The sequence below is a fragment of the Streptomyces cylindrosporus genome, from assembly GCF_022698165.1.
GTDB lineage: Bacteria > Actinomycetota > Actinomycetes > Streptomycetales > Streptomycetaceae > Streptomyces > Streptomyces cylindrosporus.
In genome coordinates this window covers 249,976-268,189 of the sequence record NZ_JALDAY010000008.1, presented here as the reverse complement: position 1 = coordinate 268,189, position 18,214 = coordinate 249,976, and the positions used below count along the sequence as shown (strand labels likewise).

Annotated in this window: 15 protein-coding genes; 7 read left to right on the top strand and 8 right to left on the bottom strand. The window is 68.9% G+C overall.

Translation table 11 applies throughout. From position 1 onward, the window contains the following. From yidC to MQP27_RS26875, 6 genes are all read left to right on the top strand, one after another. On the top strand, nt 1-1,275 hold the full coding sequence (gene yidC / locus MQP27_RS26900) for a membrane protein insertase YidC (protein ID WP_242768406.1): 1,275 nt from the start codon (nt 1-3) through the stop codon (nt 1,273-1,275). 15 nt (nt 1,276-1,290) lie between these two features. Further along, complete coding sequence (locus tag MQP27_RS26895) at nt 1,291-1,803, top strand: Jag family protein (protein WP_015659255.1); 513 nt, start codon at nt 1,291-1,293, stop codon at nt 1,801-1,803. Nucleotides 1,804-1,920: 117 nt separating this feature from the next. Beyond that, the gene (rsmG, locus tag MQP27_RS26890) at nt 1,921-2,637 is read left to right on the top strand and encodes a 16S rRNA (guanine(527)-N(7))-methyltransferase RsmG (RefSeq protein ID WP_242768404.1); all 717 of its coding nucleotides are present in this window, start codon (nt 1,921-1,923) and stop codon (nt 2,635-2,637) included. Between the two features lie 265 nt (nt 2,638-2,902). Further along, nucleotides 2,903-3,976 (top strand): AAA family ATPase, encoded by a 1,074-nt coding sequence (locus MQP27_RS26885; RefSeq protein WP_278196622.1) that lies wholly within the window; start codon nt 2,903-2,905, stop codon nt 3,974-3,976. Continuing rightward, entirely contained in the window at nt 3,973-5,073 is a 1,101-nt protein-coding gene (locus MQP27_RS26880) for a ParB/RepB/Spo0J family partition protein (RefSeq protein ID WP_242768402.1), read from the top strand. The genes MQP27_RS26885 and MQP27_RS26880 overlap by 4 nt, the downstream gene beginning before the upstream one ends. A 332-nt stretch (nt 5,074-5,405) precedes the next feature. Beyond that, nucleotides 5,406-6,023, top strand: coding sequence for a GNAT family N-acetyltransferase (locus MQP27_RS26875; RefSeq protein ID WP_242768401.1), 618 nt, complete (start codon nt 5,406-5,408; stop codon nt 6,021-6,023). Nucleotides 6,024-6,108: 85 nt separating this feature from the next. Here MQP27_RS26875 and trxA read toward each other — a convergent pair whose 3' ends face one another. From trxA to MQP27_RS26840, 7 genes are all read right to left on the bottom strand, one after another. Continuing rightward, entirely contained in the window at nt 6,109-6,438 is a 330-nt protein-coding gene (trxA, locus tag MQP27_RS26870; RefSeq protein WP_242768399.1) for a thioredoxin, read from the bottom strand. A gap of 43 nt (nt 6,439-6,481) precedes the next feature. Then, nucleotides 6,482-7,450, bottom strand: a complete 969-nt coding sequence (gene trxB, locus MQP27_RS26865; protein ID WP_242768397.1) for a thioredoxin-disulfide reductase — start codon at nt 7,448-7,450, stop codon at nt 6,482-6,484. Nucleotides 7,451-7,618: 168 nt separating this feature from the next. Beyond that, nucleotides 7,619-8,497: an anti-sigma factor family protein gene (locus MQP27_RS26860; RefSeq protein WP_242768395.1), complete on the bottom strand. Its 879-nt coding sequence runs from the start codon at nt 8,495-8,497 to the stop codon at nt 7,619-7,621. Next, entirely contained in the window at nt 8,494-9,219 is a 726-nt protein-coding gene (gene sigM / locus MQP27_RS26855) for an RNA polymerase sigma factor SigM (protein ID WP_242768394.1), read from the bottom strand. Before sigM ends, MQP27_RS26860 begins: the two co-directional genes overlap by 4 nt. Before the next feature lie 31 nt (nt 9,220-9,250). Further along, entirely contained in the window at nt 9,251-10,969 is a 1,719-nt protein-coding gene (locus tag MQP27_RS26850; protein WP_242768392.1) for a protein kinase family protein, read from the bottom strand. 138 nt (nt 10,970-11,107) lie between these two features. Beyond that, nucleotides 11,108-13,396 (bottom strand): murein biosynthesis integral membrane protein MurJ, encoded by a 2,289-nt coding sequence (gene murJ, locus MQP27_RS26845; RefSeq protein ID WP_242768390.1) that lies wholly within the window; start codon nt 13,394-13,396, stop codon nt 11,108-11,110. Nucleotides 13,397-13,441: 45 nt separating this feature from the next. Further along, a complete protein-coding gene (locus MQP27_RS26840; protein ID WP_242768388.1) occupies nt 13,442-15,832 on the bottom strand; it encodes a DUF6049 family protein in 2,391 nt (796 codons plus the stop codon). Nucleotides 15,833-16,050: 218 nt separating this feature from the next. Between MQP27_RS26840 and MQP27_RS26835 the strand changes: the two genes are divergently transcribed. Continuing rightward, entirely contained in the window at nt 16,051-17,493 is a 1,443-nt protein-coding gene (locus MQP27_RS26835; protein WP_242768386.1) for a CCA tRNA nucleotidyltransferase, read from the top strand. A 92-nt stretch (nt 17,494-17,585) separates the two neighbouring features. On the opposite strand, the gene MQP27_RS26830 is transcribed toward MQP27_RS26835, so the two are convergent. Further along, nucleotides 17,586-18,101, bottom strand: a complete 516-nt coding sequence (locus tag MQP27_RS26830) for an LppU/SCO3897 family protein (RefSeq protein WP_242768384.1) — start codon at nt 18,099-18,101, stop codon at nt 17,586-17,588. Nucleotides 18,102-18,214 lie beyond the last annotated feature (113 nt).

The window sequence follows — 18,214 nt, the reverse complement described above, 5'->3', positions numbered from 1 at the left end:
GTGGACACGATTGCCAGCCTCTTCAGCTTCATCACGACACCCGTCTCCTGGGTCATCGTCCAGTTCCACAAGATGTACGGGGCCATCTTCGGCCCCGACACCGGGTGGGCCTGGGGCCTGTCCATCGTGTCCCTGGTGATCCTGATCCGCATCTGCCTGATCCCGCTCTTCGTGAAGCAGATCAAGTCGACGCGCGCGATGCAGACGCTCCAGCCGGAGATGAAGAAGATCCAGGAGCGCTACAAGAACGACAAACAGCGCCAGTCCGAAGAGATGATGAAGCTGTACAAGGAGACGGGTACCAACCCGCTCTCCTCGTGCCTTCCCATCCTGGCGCAGTCGCCGTTCTTCTTCGCCCTGTACCACGTGCTGAACGGCATCGCGACCGGCAAGACGATCGGTGTCATCAACGACTCGCTGCTGGCCAGCGCCCGTCAGGCACACATCTTCGGGGCCCCGCTCGCCGCGAAGTTCACCGACAGCTCCGACAAGGTCGCCCAGCTCGGCGCCACGCTGACCGACGTCCGCGTCGTCACCGCGATCATGATCGTCCTGATGTCGGCGTCGCAGTTCTACACGCAGCGCCAGCTGATGACGAAGAACGTCGACACCACGGTCAAGACGCCGTTCATGCAGCAGCAGAAGATGCTGATGTACGTCTTCCCGGTCATGTTCGCCGTCTTCGGCATCAACTTCCCGGTCGGTGTCCTCGTCTACTGGCTGACCACCAACGTGTGGACCATGGGCCAGCAGATGTACGTGATCCACAACAACCCGACCCCGGGTTCCAAGGCCCAGGCCGCCTATCTGGAGCGCCTGACCAAGCACGTCACGAACCACGGCAAGGCCCGCAAGCGCAGCGAGCGCACCATCATCAAGGCGATCGTCGCCAAGGGCCGCGACCGCAACGAGTTCGAGCGCAAGTTCATCAACGGTCTGAACAAGGCGGGCCTCGCGGCCCAGGCCGACGGCAGCGTGGTGAAGAGCGACGCGGCCGTGGCCGCCCAGACCGAGGACGGCACGCCGACGACCGGTACGCCCGCCGCCCCCAAGCGCCAGCAGCCCAAGCGTCAGACCAAGGCCCAGCGGCAGACCGGCGGTCCCAAGCCGGCCGGTGAGACCACCTCGCTGAGCAAGTCCGACGAGCCCGAGGACGCCAAGCCTGCCTCCGCTGCCAAGAAACCCGCTCAGCAGCCGGGCACAGGCACCCGCAGCAAGGCCCAGTCCGGGCAGCGCAAGGGCCCGCAGCGCCCCAAGTCCCCGTCCAAGAAGTAAGAAGGAGCCCATCCCGTGACGGAAGGCACCACCTCCGCCGCCGCCGAGGGTGCAGACACCCTGACCCGCCTGGAGCAGGAGGGCGAGATCGCGGCGGACTACCTCGAGGGTCTGCTGGACATCGCCGATCTCGACGGCGACATCGACATGGACGTCGAGGCCGACCGCGCCGCTGTCTCGATCATCAGCGACTCGGGAGGCCGAGACCTGCAGAAGCTGGTCGGCCGCGACGGTGAGGTGCTGGAGGCGCTCCAGGAGCTCACGCGCCTGGCCGTGCACCGGGAGACCGGGGACCGCAGCCGGCTGATGCTGGACATCGCGGGCTACCGGGCCAAGAAGCGCGCCGAGCTCTCCGAGCTGGGCGCGAAGGCCGCCGCCGACGTCAAGAACACCGGTGAGCCCGTCAAGCTCAAGCCGATGACGCCGTTCGAGCGCAAGGTCGTGCACGACGCGGTCAAGGCCGCGGGTCTGCGCAGCGAGTCCGAGGGCGAGGAGCCGCAGCGCTTCGTCGTCGTGCTTCCTGCCTGATCGGTTCATACGTTCCACCGGCCCCGTCTGTAGCGCAGACGGGGCCGGTCTTTGTCAGCCTGATAGTTCTGGTGGTCGGCGCTCGATGCGCCGATGCGGTACGGAAGGACGGTCCCCGTGACGGAGGCAGCGGAGCTCCCCCCTGCGCCCGAGCAGGCGCGCGAGGTGTTCGGCGATCGCTTCGCGGACGCGGTTCGCTATGCGGAGCTGCTCGCCGAGGCGGGTGTGCAGCGTGGGCTGATCGGCCCACGCGAAGTGCCGCGTCTGTGGGAGCGGCATCTGCTGAACTGCGCGGTGCTCTCGGAGGTCGTTCCCGAGGGCGTGACGGTGTGCGACGTCGGTTCCGGTGCCGGCCTGCCGGGGATTCCCCTGGCACTCGTCCGCGAGGACCTGAAGATCACTCTTCTGGAGCCCCTGCTGCGCCGGACGAACTTCCTCACCGAGGTCGTGGAGCTGCTGGGCCTGGACCATGTGACGGTCGTGCGCGGCAGGGCCGAGGAAGTCATGGGCAAGCTGACGCCGGTGCATGTCGTGACCGCACGGGCCGTCGCTCCGCTGGACCGGCTGGCCACCTGGGGCATTCCGCTGCTGCGCCCGTACGGGGAGATGCTGGCGCTCAAGGGGGACACCGCCGAGGAGGAGCTGAAGGCGGCCTCCACGGCACTGAGCAAGCTGGGCGCGGTGGAGACCTCTGTCCTGCATGTGGGTGAGGGAGTGGTGGACCCGCTGTCCACGGTGGTGCGGGTCGAGGTCGGGGAGAGCCCGGGAGGCGTGCGTTTCGCCGCCAAGCGTGCCAAGGCGGCCCGCACCGGACGGACCCGTCGGCGTCGCTGATCCGTCCTGACGACGAGACGTACTCCACACAAGCTGCCAAACCTACGCATGCCGGAGTGTCGCGACAGTTCGGCCCCGAGTGCTGTGCATCGTGTTTCACGTGAAACGTCGCTCACTGCTGCACGGCATCATCGGACGTGGCCGCGCCGCGGCCGAAAACCGCGACCGTAAGCCTCTCGGATCACTCGATGAGGGCACCGAGTTGTCCACAGAGGTGGATTTCTCCACAGAACACCAGGCCTCACTGGTTCACGACCCCGAAGGCATGGGAGGCTCTGTTCATTGCGAGCCTGAAGTCGAGGAGAGTGAATCCTTGCGGTCCGACGCCAACATCGCGGGACCGATGACCGATCCGGTCCCCGGTCCCCGTACCGAGTCGTTGGGGGAGGATGTTTCACGTGAAACACCGCCCCCGATGGACGACACTCCGATCGGTCGTGCTGCCCAACTGGCAGTGGAGGCTCTGAACCGAGCCGGCGAGGGCCTGCCACGGCCCGAGCAGACCCGTGTCATCGTCGTCGCCAACCAGAAGGGTGGCGTGGGCAAGACGACGACCACGGTCAACCTCGCCGCTTCGCTGGCTGTCCACGGCGGTCGCGTCCTTGTCATCGACCTCGACCCGCAGGGCAACGCGTCCACAGCCCTGGGGATCGATCATCACGCCGAAGTGCCATCGATCTACGACGTGTTGATCGACAGCAAGCCGCTGGCCGAAGTCGTCCAGCCGGTCCCGGATGTCGAGGGACTCTTCTGCGCACCCGCCACCATCGATCTCGCCGGTGCGGAGATCGAGCTGGTGTCCCTGGTGGCACGTGAGAGCCGACTGCAACGGGCCATCCAGGCGTACGAGCACCCGCTGGACTACATCCTCATCGACTGCCCGCCCTCACTCGGTCTCCTTACGGTCAACGCCTTGGTCGCCGGTGCCGAGGTCCTCATCCCGATCCAGTGCGAGTACTACGCGCTGGAGGGACTGGGGCAGCTGTTGCGCAACGTCGATCTGGTGCGAGGGCACCTCAACCCCGCGCTGCATGTATCGACGATCCTGCTCACCATGTACGACGGCCGGACGCGGCTCGCGTCCCAGGTCGCGGACGAGGTGCGCACCCACTTCGGCGACGAGGTGCTGCGGACGAGCATTCCCCGCTCGGTCCGTATCTCCGAGGCGCCGAGCTACGGACAGACGGTTCTCACCTACGATCCGGGATCGAGCGGTGCCCTGTCCTATCTTGAGGCGGCACGAGAAATCGCGCTGAAGGGTGTCGGCGTCAACTACGACCCGACGCAGGCCCATATCGGGGCCCAGAACAACCCGAGCATGGTGGAGGGGATCCAGTGAGCGAGCGACGGAGGGGTTTGGGCCGTGGTCTCGGCGCACTGATCCCTGCTGCCCCGACGGAGAAGACGCCGGCCCCGGCCGCGGTGGGGAGTGCGGCTTCCGCCTCCCCGACAGCGGTACCGGTGCTGACCGGCGACCGCGGAGTGGCTGCGGCGAAGGTGACAACGCTGCCGCCTGTTTCACATGAAACAGAGGAGCCTTCGGTCAACGGCTATGCGGAGACGCCCGCGCCCCCGATGGGCGCGCACTTCGCCGAGCTGCCCCTCGACTCCATCACGCCGAACCCGCGCCAGCCGCGTGAGGTCTTCGACGAGGACGCACTGCAGGAACTCGTCACCTCCATCCAGGAGGTCGGTCTCCTCCAGCCGGTTGTCGTACGGCAGTTGGGTCCCGCCCGCTATGAGCTGATCATGGGCGAGCGGCGCTGGCGGGCCTGCCGAGAGGCCGGCCTGGAGGCGATCCCGGCGATCGTGCGGGCCACGGAGGACGAGAAGCTCCTCCTGGACGCCCTTCTGGAGAACCTGCACCGCGCGCAGCTGAACCCGCTGGAAGAGGCGGCCGCCTACGACCAGCTCCTGAAGGACTTCAACTGCACGCACGACCAGCTGGCCGACCGCATCGGGCGGTCGCGCCCGCAGGTCTCCAACACGCTGCGTCTGCTGAAGCTCTCGCCGGCGGTCCAGCGCCGGGTGGCTGCCGGAGTGCTCTCCGCCGGTCACGCGCGGGCCCTGCTCTCCGTGGACGACTCGGAGGAGCAGGACCGGCTCGCCCACCGCATCGTGGCCGAGGGCCTCTCGGTGCGGGCCGTCGAGGAGATCGTGACCCTCATGGGCTCGCGTCCCCAGACGGCCCAGCGCTCCAAGGGACCGCGGGCCGGCACCCGGGTCTCCCCGGCACTGAGCGACCTCGCGACCCGTCTCTCGGACCGCTTCGAGACGCGGGTGAAGGTCGACCTCGGCCAGAAGAAGGGCAAGATCACCGTCGAGTTCGCCTCGATGGAGGACCTGGAACGGATCCTCAGCAGCCTGGCTCCCGGCGAGGGGCCCGTGCTGCAGAAGAGCCTGATGGACGGCGAGTCCGAGGACGACGAGGCCTAGAGAGCAGATGGCCGACAGAGGGGCGGTTTCGCTCCGTGGGCCGATCGAGCGGGCCGTGTCCGGTGTGTACCGGAACACGGCTCGCTCTTTGCTTTCAGGCGGTATCGATGGAATCGCTTCGTGGATACGATGCGTTCGGGTATGGCGCATCCACCTGGCAGTACCTCTGAGAGGGAGGCAGCGGCCATGCGAACGATGAGCCGCACCGGACTGGTGAGCGCGGGCCTGGGGCTGGGCGCGGTCGGCGGCTTCGTCGGCAGCCTGCTGAGGGAGCGGAGCGCTCTGACGGCCGCCCGCGGCGCGGCGGGCGAAGGAAGCGAGGAACAGCCTTCATGGGGCGTCGGCTTGTACCGCTCACGCTGGACAACCTTCAGGACCTTCCCCAGCGCTGTCGCTCGTGCGTCTTCTGGGAGCTGGACCCAGTCAGCGGTGAGGCCGCGGTAAAGGCGGGCACGGCTGCCCTGGAGAAGGAGGCCTGGATCTCGGCCGTCCTCCTCGACTGGGGATCCTGCGGCCGGGTCGTCTACGTCGATGACGCACCGGTGGGCTTCGTCCTGTACGCCCCTCCGGCCTACGTCCCCCGCTCCACGGCGTTCCCCACGAGCCCTGTGTCGCCGGACGCGGTGCAGTTGATGACCGGCTTCATCCTGCCCGGTTACCAGGGGCAGGGGCTCGGCCGGGTGATGGTGCAGACGGTGGCCAAGGATCTGCTGCGCCGGGGCTTCAAGGCCATCGAGGCGTTCGGGGACGCCCGTTGGAAGGAGCCGGCCTGTGTGCTGCCCGCCGACCATCTCCTGGCCGTGGGGTTCAAGACCGTGCGGCAACATCCCACGTATCCACGGATGAGGCTGGAGCTGAGGACCACGCTCTCGTGGAAGGAAGACGTGGAGATGGCCCTGGACCGGTTGCTGGGGGCCGTGCAGAAGGAACCGGTGCTGCGACCTCTGTAGGCCCCGGATGATGCCGCGATGATGTCGCCAACATCGAAGGGGCCGACCCATTCGGGTCGGCCCCTTCGATGTTTCACGTGAAACGTCACTCAGCGATGAAGTCCTCGAGGTCGCGCACGATCGCGGCCTTCGGCTTCGCGCCGACGATGGTCTTGGCGACCTCGCCGTTCTGGTAGACGTTCAGCGTCGGGATGGACATCACGCCGTACTTGGCAGCCGTACCCGGGTTCTCGTCGATGTTGAGCTTCACGACCTCGATCTTGTCGCCGTACTCCTTGGCGATCGCCTCGAGCGACGGAGCGATCTGGCGGCACGGACCGCACCAGGCGGCCCAGAAGTCCACCAGGACGGGCTTGTCGCTCTTGAGGACGTCCTGCTCGAAGGAGTCGTCGGTCACGTTCTTCAGGTCGGCCACGGCAAGGGCTCCTTTTACTGGTGTGCGGTGGGGCGGAAGGGGGTCAGACGGAGGTCTTCTCGGGCTCGGCCTGCTCCTCGTCCGCGAGCGCGGCGAGGTAGCGCTCGGCGTCGAGGGCGGAGGAGCAGCCGGTGCCGGCCGCGGTGATCGCCTGGCGGTAGGTGTGGTCGACCACGTCACCGGCGGCGAACACGCCGGTCACGTTGGTGCGGGTCGAGGGGGCGGCGACCTTGAGGTAGCCCTCCTCGTCCAGGTCGAGCTGGCCCTTGAAGAGCTCGGTGCGCGGGTCGTGGCCGATCGCGATGAACAGGCCGGTGACCGCCAGGTCGCTCAGCTCGCCCGTCTTCAGGTTGCGCAGCTTCAGCCCGGCCAGCTTCGGGTCGCCCTGGATCTCGGCGACCTCGCTGTCCCACACGAACTTGATCTTCGGGTCGGCGAAGGCACGCTCCTGCATCGCCTTGGAGGCGCGCAGGGTGTCCCGGCGGTGGACGATCGTCACGGACTTGGCGAAGCGGGAGAGGAAGGTGGCCTCCTCCATCGCGGTGTCGCCGCCGCCGATCACGGCGATGTCCTGGTCCTTGAAGAAGAATCCGTCACAGGTGGCGCACCACGAGACGCCGCGGCCGGAGAGGGCGTCCTCGTTCGGCAGGCCGAGCTTGCGGTGCTGCGAGCCGGTGGCGACGATGACGGCCTTCGCCTTGTGCACGGTGCCCGCGGTGTCCGTGACGGTCTTGATCTCACCGGTCAGGTCGACGGAGACGATGTCGTCCGGGACGAGCTCGGCACCGAAGCGCTCGGCCTGGGCGCGCATGTTGTCCATGAGCTCGGGGCCCATGATGCCTTCCTGGAAGCCGGGGAAGTTCTCCACCTCGGTGGTGTTCATGAGCGCACCACCGGCGGTGACGGCGCCCTCGAAGACCAGCGGCTTCAGCGACGCGCGCGCGGTGTAGAGCGCCGCCGTGTAGCCGGCGGGCCCGGAGCCGATGATGATCACGTTACGGACGTCGCTCACGGCTTGTTTCCTCGTCTCTGGACTGCGTCGTCGGACCGGTGGGAGACCTCTCGGAACTCTCACCCCACCCAACGGATCCTAAGGGGCGCGCATTCCCGGTGTGTCCGGGCACACGGCGATGCGACACCGAACGGGATACCACGGAGGAAGCCGCTGAAGCGTGCGCGCTCAGGAGCGGTTGTAGGACCCCTTCAGAAGGATCTTCGCGTCACCGGACGACGGGTGTGTCACACAGGTCGCGTCCATGATGTACGCGGTCACCTTGGTGCTGTCCGAGGTGTCGGCGAGCACGACAAGGAGTGCGTCCGTTCCCTTGAAGACGCCGTTCTTGGTCGCCAGAGGCGCGTCGTCACTGGCGATTCCCCTCTGGATGCAGTCGGGGATCTTGGGAACCTTGTCGATCTTGGGTGACACGACACCGGGGTCGTCGCCCCCCAGCGCGCCGACGCTGTTGTGCGGGGCGGTGGATCCGCGGCCCGAGCTCTCCTTCTGGACGAGGAGGTCGGCGACCTGCGTCTGCAGCTTCTTCTCGGAGAAGGTGTCAGCAGCGGTGGTCTGCCGTCCGTTCGCCTCCGTATCGGAGGGCTTGCCGTCGTTGAACGTCGCGATCAGCACGGAGCCGAGTCCGAGCGCGGCGACTGCGAAGACACTGCCGAGGACGGCGACCCGGCGGCGTCCGAGACGCTTCCGGTTCTTGCGACCGGGCCCGGTGCTCGAACCGCGCGCATGGCCGGAAGGCCGGTCTCCCGATACCGATGTTTCACGTGAAACATGCGCGGTGCCGGGTGCCGTCGCGTTCAGCAGGGCCTCCGCCGCGAGGGCGGCATCGATCCGGCCTGCCACGTCGGCCGGCATCCGGGGCGGTCCCGGAAGCGTGCCGAGCAGTCCCCGGATCTCTTCCAGCGACGCGTAGACGTCGGCGCAGAGCTCGCACCCGTCCAGATGCTGCCGGACGTCGGTGGTCCTGGACGGAGTGAGCAGTCCCTCGGTGAGGTCGGAGAGCTCGGCGACGTCCGGGTGTCCGGCCATGTCCGTCGTGGATGTCACGCTCGCCCACCTCCGCCCTTCATTGCAGCTGAATCACTCGGCCCGGTATCGCGTGGACCGGCTGTCGGCGGCCCCGCTGCCGGTGGGACGGATGTCCCCTGCGTCCGGTTCCGCCCTTCGCCCTGTTGGTTTCCGCCTCCGGCGCTTTCCGGCCGCAGATGGGTGAGCAGGGGCAGAAGTCTGGCTCTGCCCCGGGCGCAACGGCTCTTCACCGTGCCGGTCGGAACGTCGAGCACCCGGGCGGCCTCGGCGACGGGGTAGCCCTGCATGTCCACGAGGACGAGCGCGGCGCGCTGGTCCGGCGGGAGGGTGCCGAGCGCCTCCAGCAGCTGACGGTGGAGATCGTTGCGCTCGGCGGGGGCGGAGGCCTCCTCGTGGGGCTCCAGGAGCTGCTCCAGCCGCTCCGTGTCGTCCACCGGAGATGTCTTGCGGGAGGCGGCCTTGCGGGCGCGGTCGAGGCAGGCGTTCACCGTGATCCGGTGCAGCCACGTCGTGACGGCCGACTGGCCGCGGAAGGTGTGGGCGGCCCGGTATGCGGAGACGAGGGCGTCCTGGACGGCGTCAGCGGCCTCCTCGCGGTCGCCCAGCGTCCGCAGGGCCACGGCCCAGAGTCGGTCGCGATGACGCCGCACAAGCTCACCGAAGGCCTCCGGGTCGCCCTCTACGTGACGGGCCAGGAGGTCCTGATCGCTGGTGTCGCCGTATGCGGTGTCATCTGCCATCGGACCCCCTCCCCTGGGATGCGGTTTCCTGTCAGCCGGTGAACTTCACGTCCGTGATGGCCTGCTTGTAGCCGGCGCCGCTGTAGCTGTCGCCGGGCGCCTTGGGCACGTCGGTGAGCCACAGCAGAACGTACTGGGTCTTCAGCTTCTTGGTGGCCTTCACGGTGAGAGAGGTGCCATTGGTGGTGGCGGTTCCGATCTCCTGCATCGCGTCGACGGATGTCGAGGGGGAGAGCGAGTCGGTCGCGTACAGGTGGACCGTCGTGTGATTGCCCGCGTACCGGAGCCCTATGGTCGCCGTCGAGATCGTCTGGGCGGAGCTGAGCTCGTAGACGATGCCGACGCCCGGCTTGTACGGGGCGAGCTTCGGGCCGGCGTTGTAGCTCTTGGTCCGCCAGTAGGTGGAGCTGTCCTTGTCGTAGGTCTTGCCGACGTCCTCGGGCGCCTGGAGCGAACCCTCCACCGCGAACTCCTGGGCGTCCTGGATCGTCAGGGTCTTGGCGGGCTTGGTCTTGTCGCCGCTCTTGTCGTTCCCGTCCGTCGTCTGGGTCTTGTTGGTGTCGTCGGACTTGTTGCCGCTGTCCATCAGGGCGTCCGCGAGCTGCCAACTCCCCAGTCCCAGCGCGGCGATGAGGAGCGCCGACACGGCCCATTTCAGCGCCTTGCCGGTGCGGCTCTGCAGTGGAGCCGGCGGGGCCGGTACGGGCTGGGTGGCGCCGGGGTGCGGTGCCGGGCGGCCGTACGTGCCCTGCTGGTACGTCGTGCGCTGGTACTCCGGCGGCGCGGTGTACGCCGGCTCCGGCGGGCGGATGCGGGGCATCTCGCCGATCGCCTTCACCAGCTCCTCCGGCGTGGTGCACGGAGCTTCGTGGCGGGAGGCGGTCGCGCCGTCGTTGGCGAGCGCGCGCATGGACAGCTCGGACAGGCCCCGGTGGACACCGGCCCGCACCTGGTCGGGCGCGATCAGACCGACGTCCTTCGGCAGCCCCGACAGGCCGTACGCGTCGCTCTCGTACGGCCAGCGCTGGGTGAGCGCGGCGTACAGGAGCGCACCGATGGACTCGGTGTCCGTGCGCTGCGGGGTCTCGGAAGTGATGCCGCGCAGCGCGGAGTTCACGGCGAGACCGCGGATGCGCCACTGTGCGCTAGAGGTGCGCAGCACGGCATTGGGGTTCAGCCGCAGATGGGCCAGGCCCTCACGGTGCGCGGCGGCCATCGCCGAGGCGATCTGACTGACCATCTGGTAGGCCTCGTGCGGCTCCAGGGGACCGGAGGCGAGCAGGGTGGTCAGCTCGATGGCGTCGGGCAGCCATTCGTGGACGACGTAGACGAGGTCGTTCTCCTCGACCGCGTCGAGCACCTGGACGAAGCGCGGGTCACCGAGCAGCGCCGAGGAACGGGCCGCGGCCAGCACGGAACGTGCCCGCGCGTGGTCGGCCGGGAGGATGTGGACACCGACGGCACGCCGGAGTTTCTCGTCCACCGCGCGCCAACTGCTGAATCCGTCCAGACGGGTGACGCACTCCTCGAGCCGGTACCGTCTGGCCAGCTTGTGACCGCTGTGCAGCTCTGGCGGTGAGGCCTTCTCGGGACCCTCGGTCCCGCCACTCCCCTGTGCCTCGTCGATGTCCGTGTCCCGCTCCCGGTTCTGGGCCACCCCGTCGGCCGTGGACTGGTCCGCCTGTGCGGTCAGCGGCTCGTCGCCGCTGTTGTCTGCCACGTCGACGGCAGCCGTGCTCCGTTCCGCCACCGTCGTTCCTGCCTCCCCATTCCTTGCGCGCCGACCGACTTCCGTGCGCGCCGTCCGACGCCGAAACCAATTGTGCCCACAGTCCGCCGCTATGCACGACACACGGTGGCGGACGATGGTTGTGCGCGTACCCCCGCGTCAGCGCCCCAGACGCCCGCGGACCATGCCGACCAGCGAGTTCAGCTCCTCGATGCGCATCTTGCGTGCGGCGACGAAGAAGATCCCGAGGAGAATCGCCCCGCCGACCAGGAGGGCCGCGAACGAACCGACGACGCCCTGGCCGAGCGTGTGGCCGACCGCGTAGCAGGCGGCGCCGCTGAGCGCGGCGGCCGGCACCGAGGCGATGCAGAGCCTGGCGTACGTCCGCAGGACCCTGGCGCCGTCCAGGTCGCCGCCCAGCCGCTTGCGCAGCCGGTTCCAGGCGACGCCGACACCGATCGCGTAGGCGAGTCCGTACGCGGCGGCCATGCCGGCCACGGCCCAGCGGGCCGGCAGCAGGAAGTAACACAGCGCCGAGGCGACCGCGTTGACCGCCGCCACGATCACCGTGTTGTAGAAGGGCGTCCGGGTGTCCTCGTAGGCGTAGAACGCTCGCAGGACGACGTACTGCACGGAGTACGGGATCAGGCCGAGGCCGAACGCCATCAGCATGTAACCCATGTTGGTGGCGGCGCCGGTGCCCGAGGTGCCGAAGATGAGCGTGCACATGGGGATGCCGAGGGCGAGGAAGCCGAAGGCGATCGGCACGATGGCGACGGCCGTGGTGCGCAGTCCCTGCGAGATGTCGTCGCGGACGGCACCGGCGTCGTCCTCGGCCGCAGAGCGCGAGATGCGCGGCAGCAGGGCGGCCATCAGGGAGACGGTGATGATGGCCTGCGGCAGGCCCCAGATCAGCTGGGCGTTGGCGTAGGCGCTGAAGCCCGTGCCCGCGATGTTCGTGTCCTTCACGGCCGCCGTGGCCAGCTGTGTGACGACGAGTGCGCCGGCCTGGTTGGCGAGGACGAACAGCACCGTCCACTTGGCGAGCATCGCCGCCTTGCCGAGGCCGTGGCCCTTCCAGTCGAAGCGCGGCCGCAGCCGGAACCCGGTCTCGCGCAGGTACGGGATCATGGCCAGGGCCTGGACGACGAGCCCGAGAAGGACGCCGATGCCGAGCAGCCGCTGGCCCTCCGGCGGGATGTTCGTGACCGTGATGCCGGAGCCGGCCGAGGTGCCGTACACCCAGAGGAACATCCCCAACGTCACGATGATGACGATGTTGTTGAGGACCGGGGTCCACATCATCGCGCCGAACTTGCCGCGGGCGTTGAGGACCTGGCCCATCACCACGTGGATGCCCATGAAGAAGATCGAGGGCAGGAAGTAGCGGGTGAAGGTGATGGCGACGTCGTCGGCGGCGGGATCGCCGGCGACGGAGCTGGAGAGCACCCGCACCAGCAGCGGCGCGGCGAACACCGCCACCGCGGTGAGCGCCGCCAGCGCCACCATCACCAGGGTCAGCAGCCGGTTGGCGAAGGCCTCGCCACCGTCGTCGTCCTCCTTCATGGCCCGCACGAGCTGCGGCACGAAGACGGAGTTGAGGCCGCCGCCCACGGTGAGGATGTAGATCATGGTCGGCAGCTGGTAGGCGACCTGGAAGGTGTCACCGAGCAGTGCCGTGCCCAGGGCGGAGACGATGAGCGCCGAGCGGACGAAGCCGGTGAGGCGGGAGACCATCGTGCCCGCCGCCATCACGGCGCTCGACTTGAGCAGGCCCGAGGCCTTCCCGCCCTTCTGCGCGGCGGGGGCCGGTGCCGCGGCGCCCAGGTTCAGCGTCTGGTCGGCCGCGGGCACGGCGCCGAGGTTCATGGTCTGGTCGGCAGGCACGGGAGCCGTCGGCTGCGCGTACTGCGACGCCGGGGCCGGCTCGCCGGGCGCGGCGGCGGGGCCGGGCACCGACGGGGGATCCGTCGGGCGGCCACTGCCCTGCTGCTGGTCCCGGAAGAGGTGGGCGAAGGCGTCGGGCTCGTGGCGCTCCTCGCCGGCCTGGGTCACCAGGTCGTCGACGCCCACGAACTGGGTCGTACGGGGGTTGTCGCCGTAGGGCAGGTACTGGGTCGGCCCCTCCGGCTCCGGCGCCGGGGGCCGGGCCCACATGTTCGGGTCGGGGGCGTACGGGGACTGCTGGGGCCGGCCGTACAGGGGCTGCTGCGGCTGGTACGTGCCCGGGGGCGGCGGCGGGTGCGCGGCGCGGTCGTAGAGCGCCTCGGCGACCGGGTCCTGGGCGGAGAGGTCCTGCGCGCGGTACGGGTCCTGGGCGTAGGCGTCCTGGAGGTACATGTCGGCGGGCGGCTGCGGCGGCACCTGACCGGGCTCGGGCGGCGGGCCCTCGGGGTGACCCGAGGGACCTGCGGCCTGGCCGCGGTCACCGTCGTACGGCGCGTTCATGGTTACCCCACCTCATCGTCCCGGGCCCACCGGCCACGACATCGCTCAACGGTCCACTCTCTCACCCGTGCCGGACGGGTCGGCGCTTTCCGCTGCGGTGTCCGGTGCAGGGTCACTCGGCTGCTGCGGGTCGCCTGCCCGCGCCTTCGTGCCCGACTCCTCATCAAGACGATCCGTGGGGCCCTGGGGGTTCTCCGGCGCGTCGGCCCCCTCGTCCGTCTCCTCGGGACCGTTCTCCTCGGCCTCACGGGCGGCGGCCCGCTTGCGCTGGGTGTACATCCGGAAACCGGCGAGGACGAGCAGCAGGAAGCCGCCGCCGATGACCAGCATCACCGTGGCGGTGAACTCGGTGACCTTGACGTCGAAGTCGACCTCGGCGCCGTACTTCTGGCCGTCCTGCGTGTACAGCTGGGCGACCACCGTCGCCTGGCCGTTGGCCTTGGCCGAGGTGGTGAACTTCACCGTCTGGCTGTGGCCGCCGGAGACCTCGACGGGCTGCTCGTCGTAGTCGTGGCCGCCGATCTGGAGGCGGTTGGGGCTCTTGGAGGTGAGCCGCAGGGTGAGGTGCTCCACGCCCTGTACCAGGTTGTTCTGGACGGTCACGGGGATCGTGGCGCTGCGTCCGGAGAGCTTGGTGTCGGACTTGTCGATCAGCTTGACCTGGCTGGTCAGGCCGGTGAGGTAGGTCTGGACGTCGTCGCGGAAGCTCTGCGCGGAGCCGGGGCGGCCGCGCCAGGACGTGGACATCTCGCGGTTCGTGGCCCGTCCGAAGGGCGTCACCACCCGCGACTCGTCGGTGAGGATCACCCGGAAGTTGTCGAGGCTGTCCTGCGTGGCCGCGATCTGCTCGAACGCGGAGCGCGGCAGCTCCTGCTTGCGCAGCGAGGAGGGGTATGCCGACGAGGACGGCACCTTCGTGGTGGCGCCGGAGTCCGGCTTGGCCTTGGCGGCGGCACTGAGCTTCTGGGTCTGGTTCCAGTTCCCGCCCTGCAGGGCCGTCAGCGCCTCGGCCATCGCCTGGGCCTGGCGGGCCGTGGGCATGCGCTGTGGGGCGACGACGATGCTGCGCTGCTGGTCGGTCTGGGCGTTCAGCGCGAGGCTCTGGGCGAGGAACTGCTGTACGGCGAGCGTCGTGGCGTTCGCCTTCGTCAGGTCGCCCTGGAAGGCCGTCGACAGCCGGGCGTCCGCGACCACCGCGGTCGTGCCGCCGCCGATCGGGCGGGCCGCGGAGGGCGTGTAGGGCAGGTTGCCGGTCTCCTGGAGGCTGTCGCTGCGGGCGATCACGTTGTCGGCTCCGGCCGAGGTGGCGACCTTGACGATCGACGGGTCGACGGCGCCGTCCACGGGCCAGGCGAAGTCGGTGCTCGGCGTCACGTGCAGCACCGTCTCCACCGTGGTGGCGGCTACGTCGGTGGCCTCCTTGAGGTGGCTGAGGGAGCCGGTGACGCTGGTGCCGTTGTGGGCCAGGGAGGCCAGGTCCGGGTCGGCGAAGGGCAGGGCGACGACCTCGTTGCCCGCCACCGCCGTCTGCAGGTCGGCCAGCCACTGCTTGGCGATCGCCTGGTGCGTGCCGGTCGTGGTGGTGCCGTCCGCGTTGCGGATCTTGTAGCTGCCGGTCATCGCGTCGACGGAGGCCAGCAGGTCCGGGTCGATCACCCAGGTGACGTCGAGGTCCTTGCCGAGCGAGAGCATCTCGTCCAGGCGGCCGCCGGCACTGATCTCCTTCGCGAGGTCGTCGTTGAGGAAGACCGGCGTCTGCTGCTCGTTCGACCCCGTCTCCGCCGTCATGTGGACCGTGGAGACGAGCGGCCACAGGAACGTCGTCTTCGTCTTCGTGTCCGCCCCTTCGGGCTGCCACGGCAGGAAGGTCCGCTGGATGCCGAGGACCTGGTCCCACGGCTGCGCGGAGGTCTCGCCGGACAGGGAGACGGCGAACTGGTAGACCCCGTCGTCGCCCAGGTCCAGTTTGTCGACCGGTACGGAGATGCTGAAGTGCTCGGCGACGCCCGGGGTGAGTTTGGTGAACTTCTCGACGTACTTGCCGCCGATCACAGGGCCGGTCGTGCCCTGGACGCTGTCGCTGTCCTTGGCGGCGGTCTCGATGCCCGAGCGGGTGCTGAGCTGGGGGCCGACGCGGAGGTCCACGTGGGCGCCGGTGACGGCCTGCTTGCCGTTGTTGGTCACCGTGCCGGAGACGGTCAGCGTGTCTCCGTCGGTGGGGGCGCTGGGGCTGAGGGAGTCGAGGGCGACGGACACCGAGCCGGCGCCGGAGGCGTCCTGCAGCGAGGCCTGGCCGGTGGCGCCCGCGGGCGCGGCGGCGGGCAGCTGCAGCAGGCCTGCCAGCAGAGGCGCTCCGGCGAGCAGTGCTCCGGAGCGCCGCAGCCAGCGGCGGGCAGGTGAGGGACTCGTCCCTTGGTGGTCTGCCGCTTCGGCCACGCGCTCGCCCGTCCCTCGTCGTCGTCAGTGGTCGTCGCAATGTGCGTCCACGCATGGTAACGATGCGCGCTGAGGTGAAGTGCCGCGGTCTGCTCCACAAGATCGGGCAGCAAGGCCGGGGCGTCCCTTATGTATCGGTGTAAAGACGCGCCCTCGGTGGAGTGTGGACGTTTAATGGAGGCGCTCGCGGTCGCCAGGGCCACGTACCCTCTTCTGTTGTGCCGAACGCCAACGAAGACACTTCCAGTGCCCTGAGCCGGGTGCAGCCCGCCGCGTCGAGCGACGCGATCCGGGTGGCGCCTGTCGCCGACGACCTCGCCCGCCGTTTCCAGCAGGCCGGGTTCTCACTCGCCCTGGTCGGCGGCTCGGTCCGGGACGCGCTGCTCGGGCGGCTCGGCAACGACCTGGATTTCACGACCGACGCCCGCCCCGAGGACATCCTCAAGATCGTCCGGCCGTGGGCGGACGCCGTGTGGGAGGTCGGCATCGCCTTCGGCACCGTCGGTGCGCAGAAGGACGGCTACCAGATCGAGGTCACGACTTACCGGTCCGAGGCCTACGACCGGACTTCACGCAAGCCCGAGGTCTCGTACGGCGATTCCATCGAGGAAGACCTCGTCCGGCGCGACTTCACCGTGAACGCGATGGCGCTCGCGCTGCCGGAGAAGACGTTCATCGACCCCCACAACGGCCGCGCCGACCTCGCGGCACGCATGCTGCGCACCCCCGGCACCCCCGAGGCGTCCTTCTCCGACGACCCCCTGCGGATGATGCGTGCCGCCCGTTTCGCGGCACAGCTGGACTTCGAGGTGGCTCCCGAGGTCGTGACGGCCATGAAGGAGATGTCCGGGCGCATCGACATCGTCTCCGCCGAGCGGGTCCGGGACGAGCTCAACAAGCTGATCCTCGCCGCGCACCCCCGCAAGGGTCTGACGCTCCTCGTCGACACCGGCCTCGCCGATCATGTGCTGCCCGAGCTGCCGGCCCTGCGGCTGGAGAGCGACGAGCACCACCGTCACAAGGACGTCTACGAGCACACGCTCATCGTCCTGGAGCAGGCGATGGCCCTGGAGGAGAACGGTCCCGACCTGACCCTCCGGCTGGCCGCGCTGCTGCACGACATCGGCAAGCCGCGCACCCGCCGGTTCGAGAAGGACGGCAGGGTCTCCTTCCACCACCACGAGGTGGTCGGCGCGAAGATGACGAAGAAGCGCATGACGGCGCTGAAGTACTCCAACGAACTGGTGAAGGACGTCTCACGACTCGTCGAACTTCACCTGCGCTTCCACGGATACGGCACCGGTGAATGGACGGACTCGGCGGTCCGTCGTTACGTCCGTGACGCGGGCCCGCTCCTCGACCGCCTCCACAAGCTGACCCGCTCGGACTGCACGACCCGCAACAAGCGCAGGGCGGCGGCGCTCTCACGGGCGTACGACGGCCTGGAGGAGCGCATCGGCCAGCTCCAGGAGCAGGAGGAGCTGGACTCGATCCGTCCGGACCTCGACGGCAACCAGATCATGGAGATCCTGGGTGTCGGTCCCGGCCCGGTCATCGGCAACGCCTACAAGCACATGCTGGAACTCCGGCTGGAGAACGGGCCGATGGAGTACGACGCGGCTGTGGCGGCCCTCAAGGAGTGGTGGGCCGAGCAGGGCTGAGGCCATGTAGCGAGGCCATGTTTCACGTGAAACATGGCACGGGGGGCGTTGTTTCACGTGAAACAACGCCCCCCCATCGCGTTTCCTTTTACTTACTTGTAGTCCTTCAGGCAGAGCAGGAAGTCGCTGCCGTCACCGGACTCGGTGTACGTGTACTGGAAGTCCTTGGCCGCCTCCTCGCACTTCGAGGAAGCGGTGATCTCGGTGGTGTACGAGCCCTTGATCTTGGCCAGCACCACGTACTGGGCCTTCGAGTCGCTGCACTTGACGACCTCGAGGTCCGGGTTGGTGTCGGAGGTGCTGCCGCGGTGCATGCAGTCGCCGACCTTTGCCGTGTTGGCGTCGTCCCGGCTGGCTATGTAGCCGCCGATGGCCGCGACAAGGGCGATCACGAGGACGACGGCGATCCGTATCGCCTTGAAGCTGAAGCGGCGGCGGGGCTGCTGCGGAACCGGGGCGTAAGGCGCTCCGCCCTGGGGGAACCCGGGCTGGCCCGGCTGCTGCGGGTAGCCGCCCTGCGGAGGGTACGGGGCCTGGGGCTGCGGCTGGGCGTACGGCTGCTGGCCCTGAGCGAACGGGTTCTGGCCCTGGGGCGGCGGTGTGGTCACTTGGGGGTCCCCCTAGAACAAGTAGATGAGCTGCGCACATAAGAGGCGCGTAAGACGCAGGTAAGTTACCGGCCCCCACTGACACTGATGTGCTCCAGAGGGACTCTGTGGCT

Bases quoted from the DNA above. Each gene is read 5' to 3' on its own strand.
- MQP27_RS26885 (WP_278196622.1), top strand. From the start codon at position 2,903: ATGGGAGGCTCTGTTCATTGCGAGCCTGAAGTCGAGGAGAGTGAATCC.
- MQP27_RS26875 (WP_242768401.1), top strand. From the start codon at position 5,406: ATGGGGCGTCGGCTTGTACCGCTCACGCTGGACAACCTTCAGGACCTT.
- sigM (WP_242768394.1), bottom strand. From the start codon at position 9,219: ATGGCAGATGACACCGCATACGGCGACACCAGCGATCAGGACCTCCTG.
- murJ (WP_242768390.1), bottom strand. From the start codon at position 13,396: ATGAACGCGCCGTACGACGGTGACCGCGGCCAGGCCGCAGGTCCCTCG.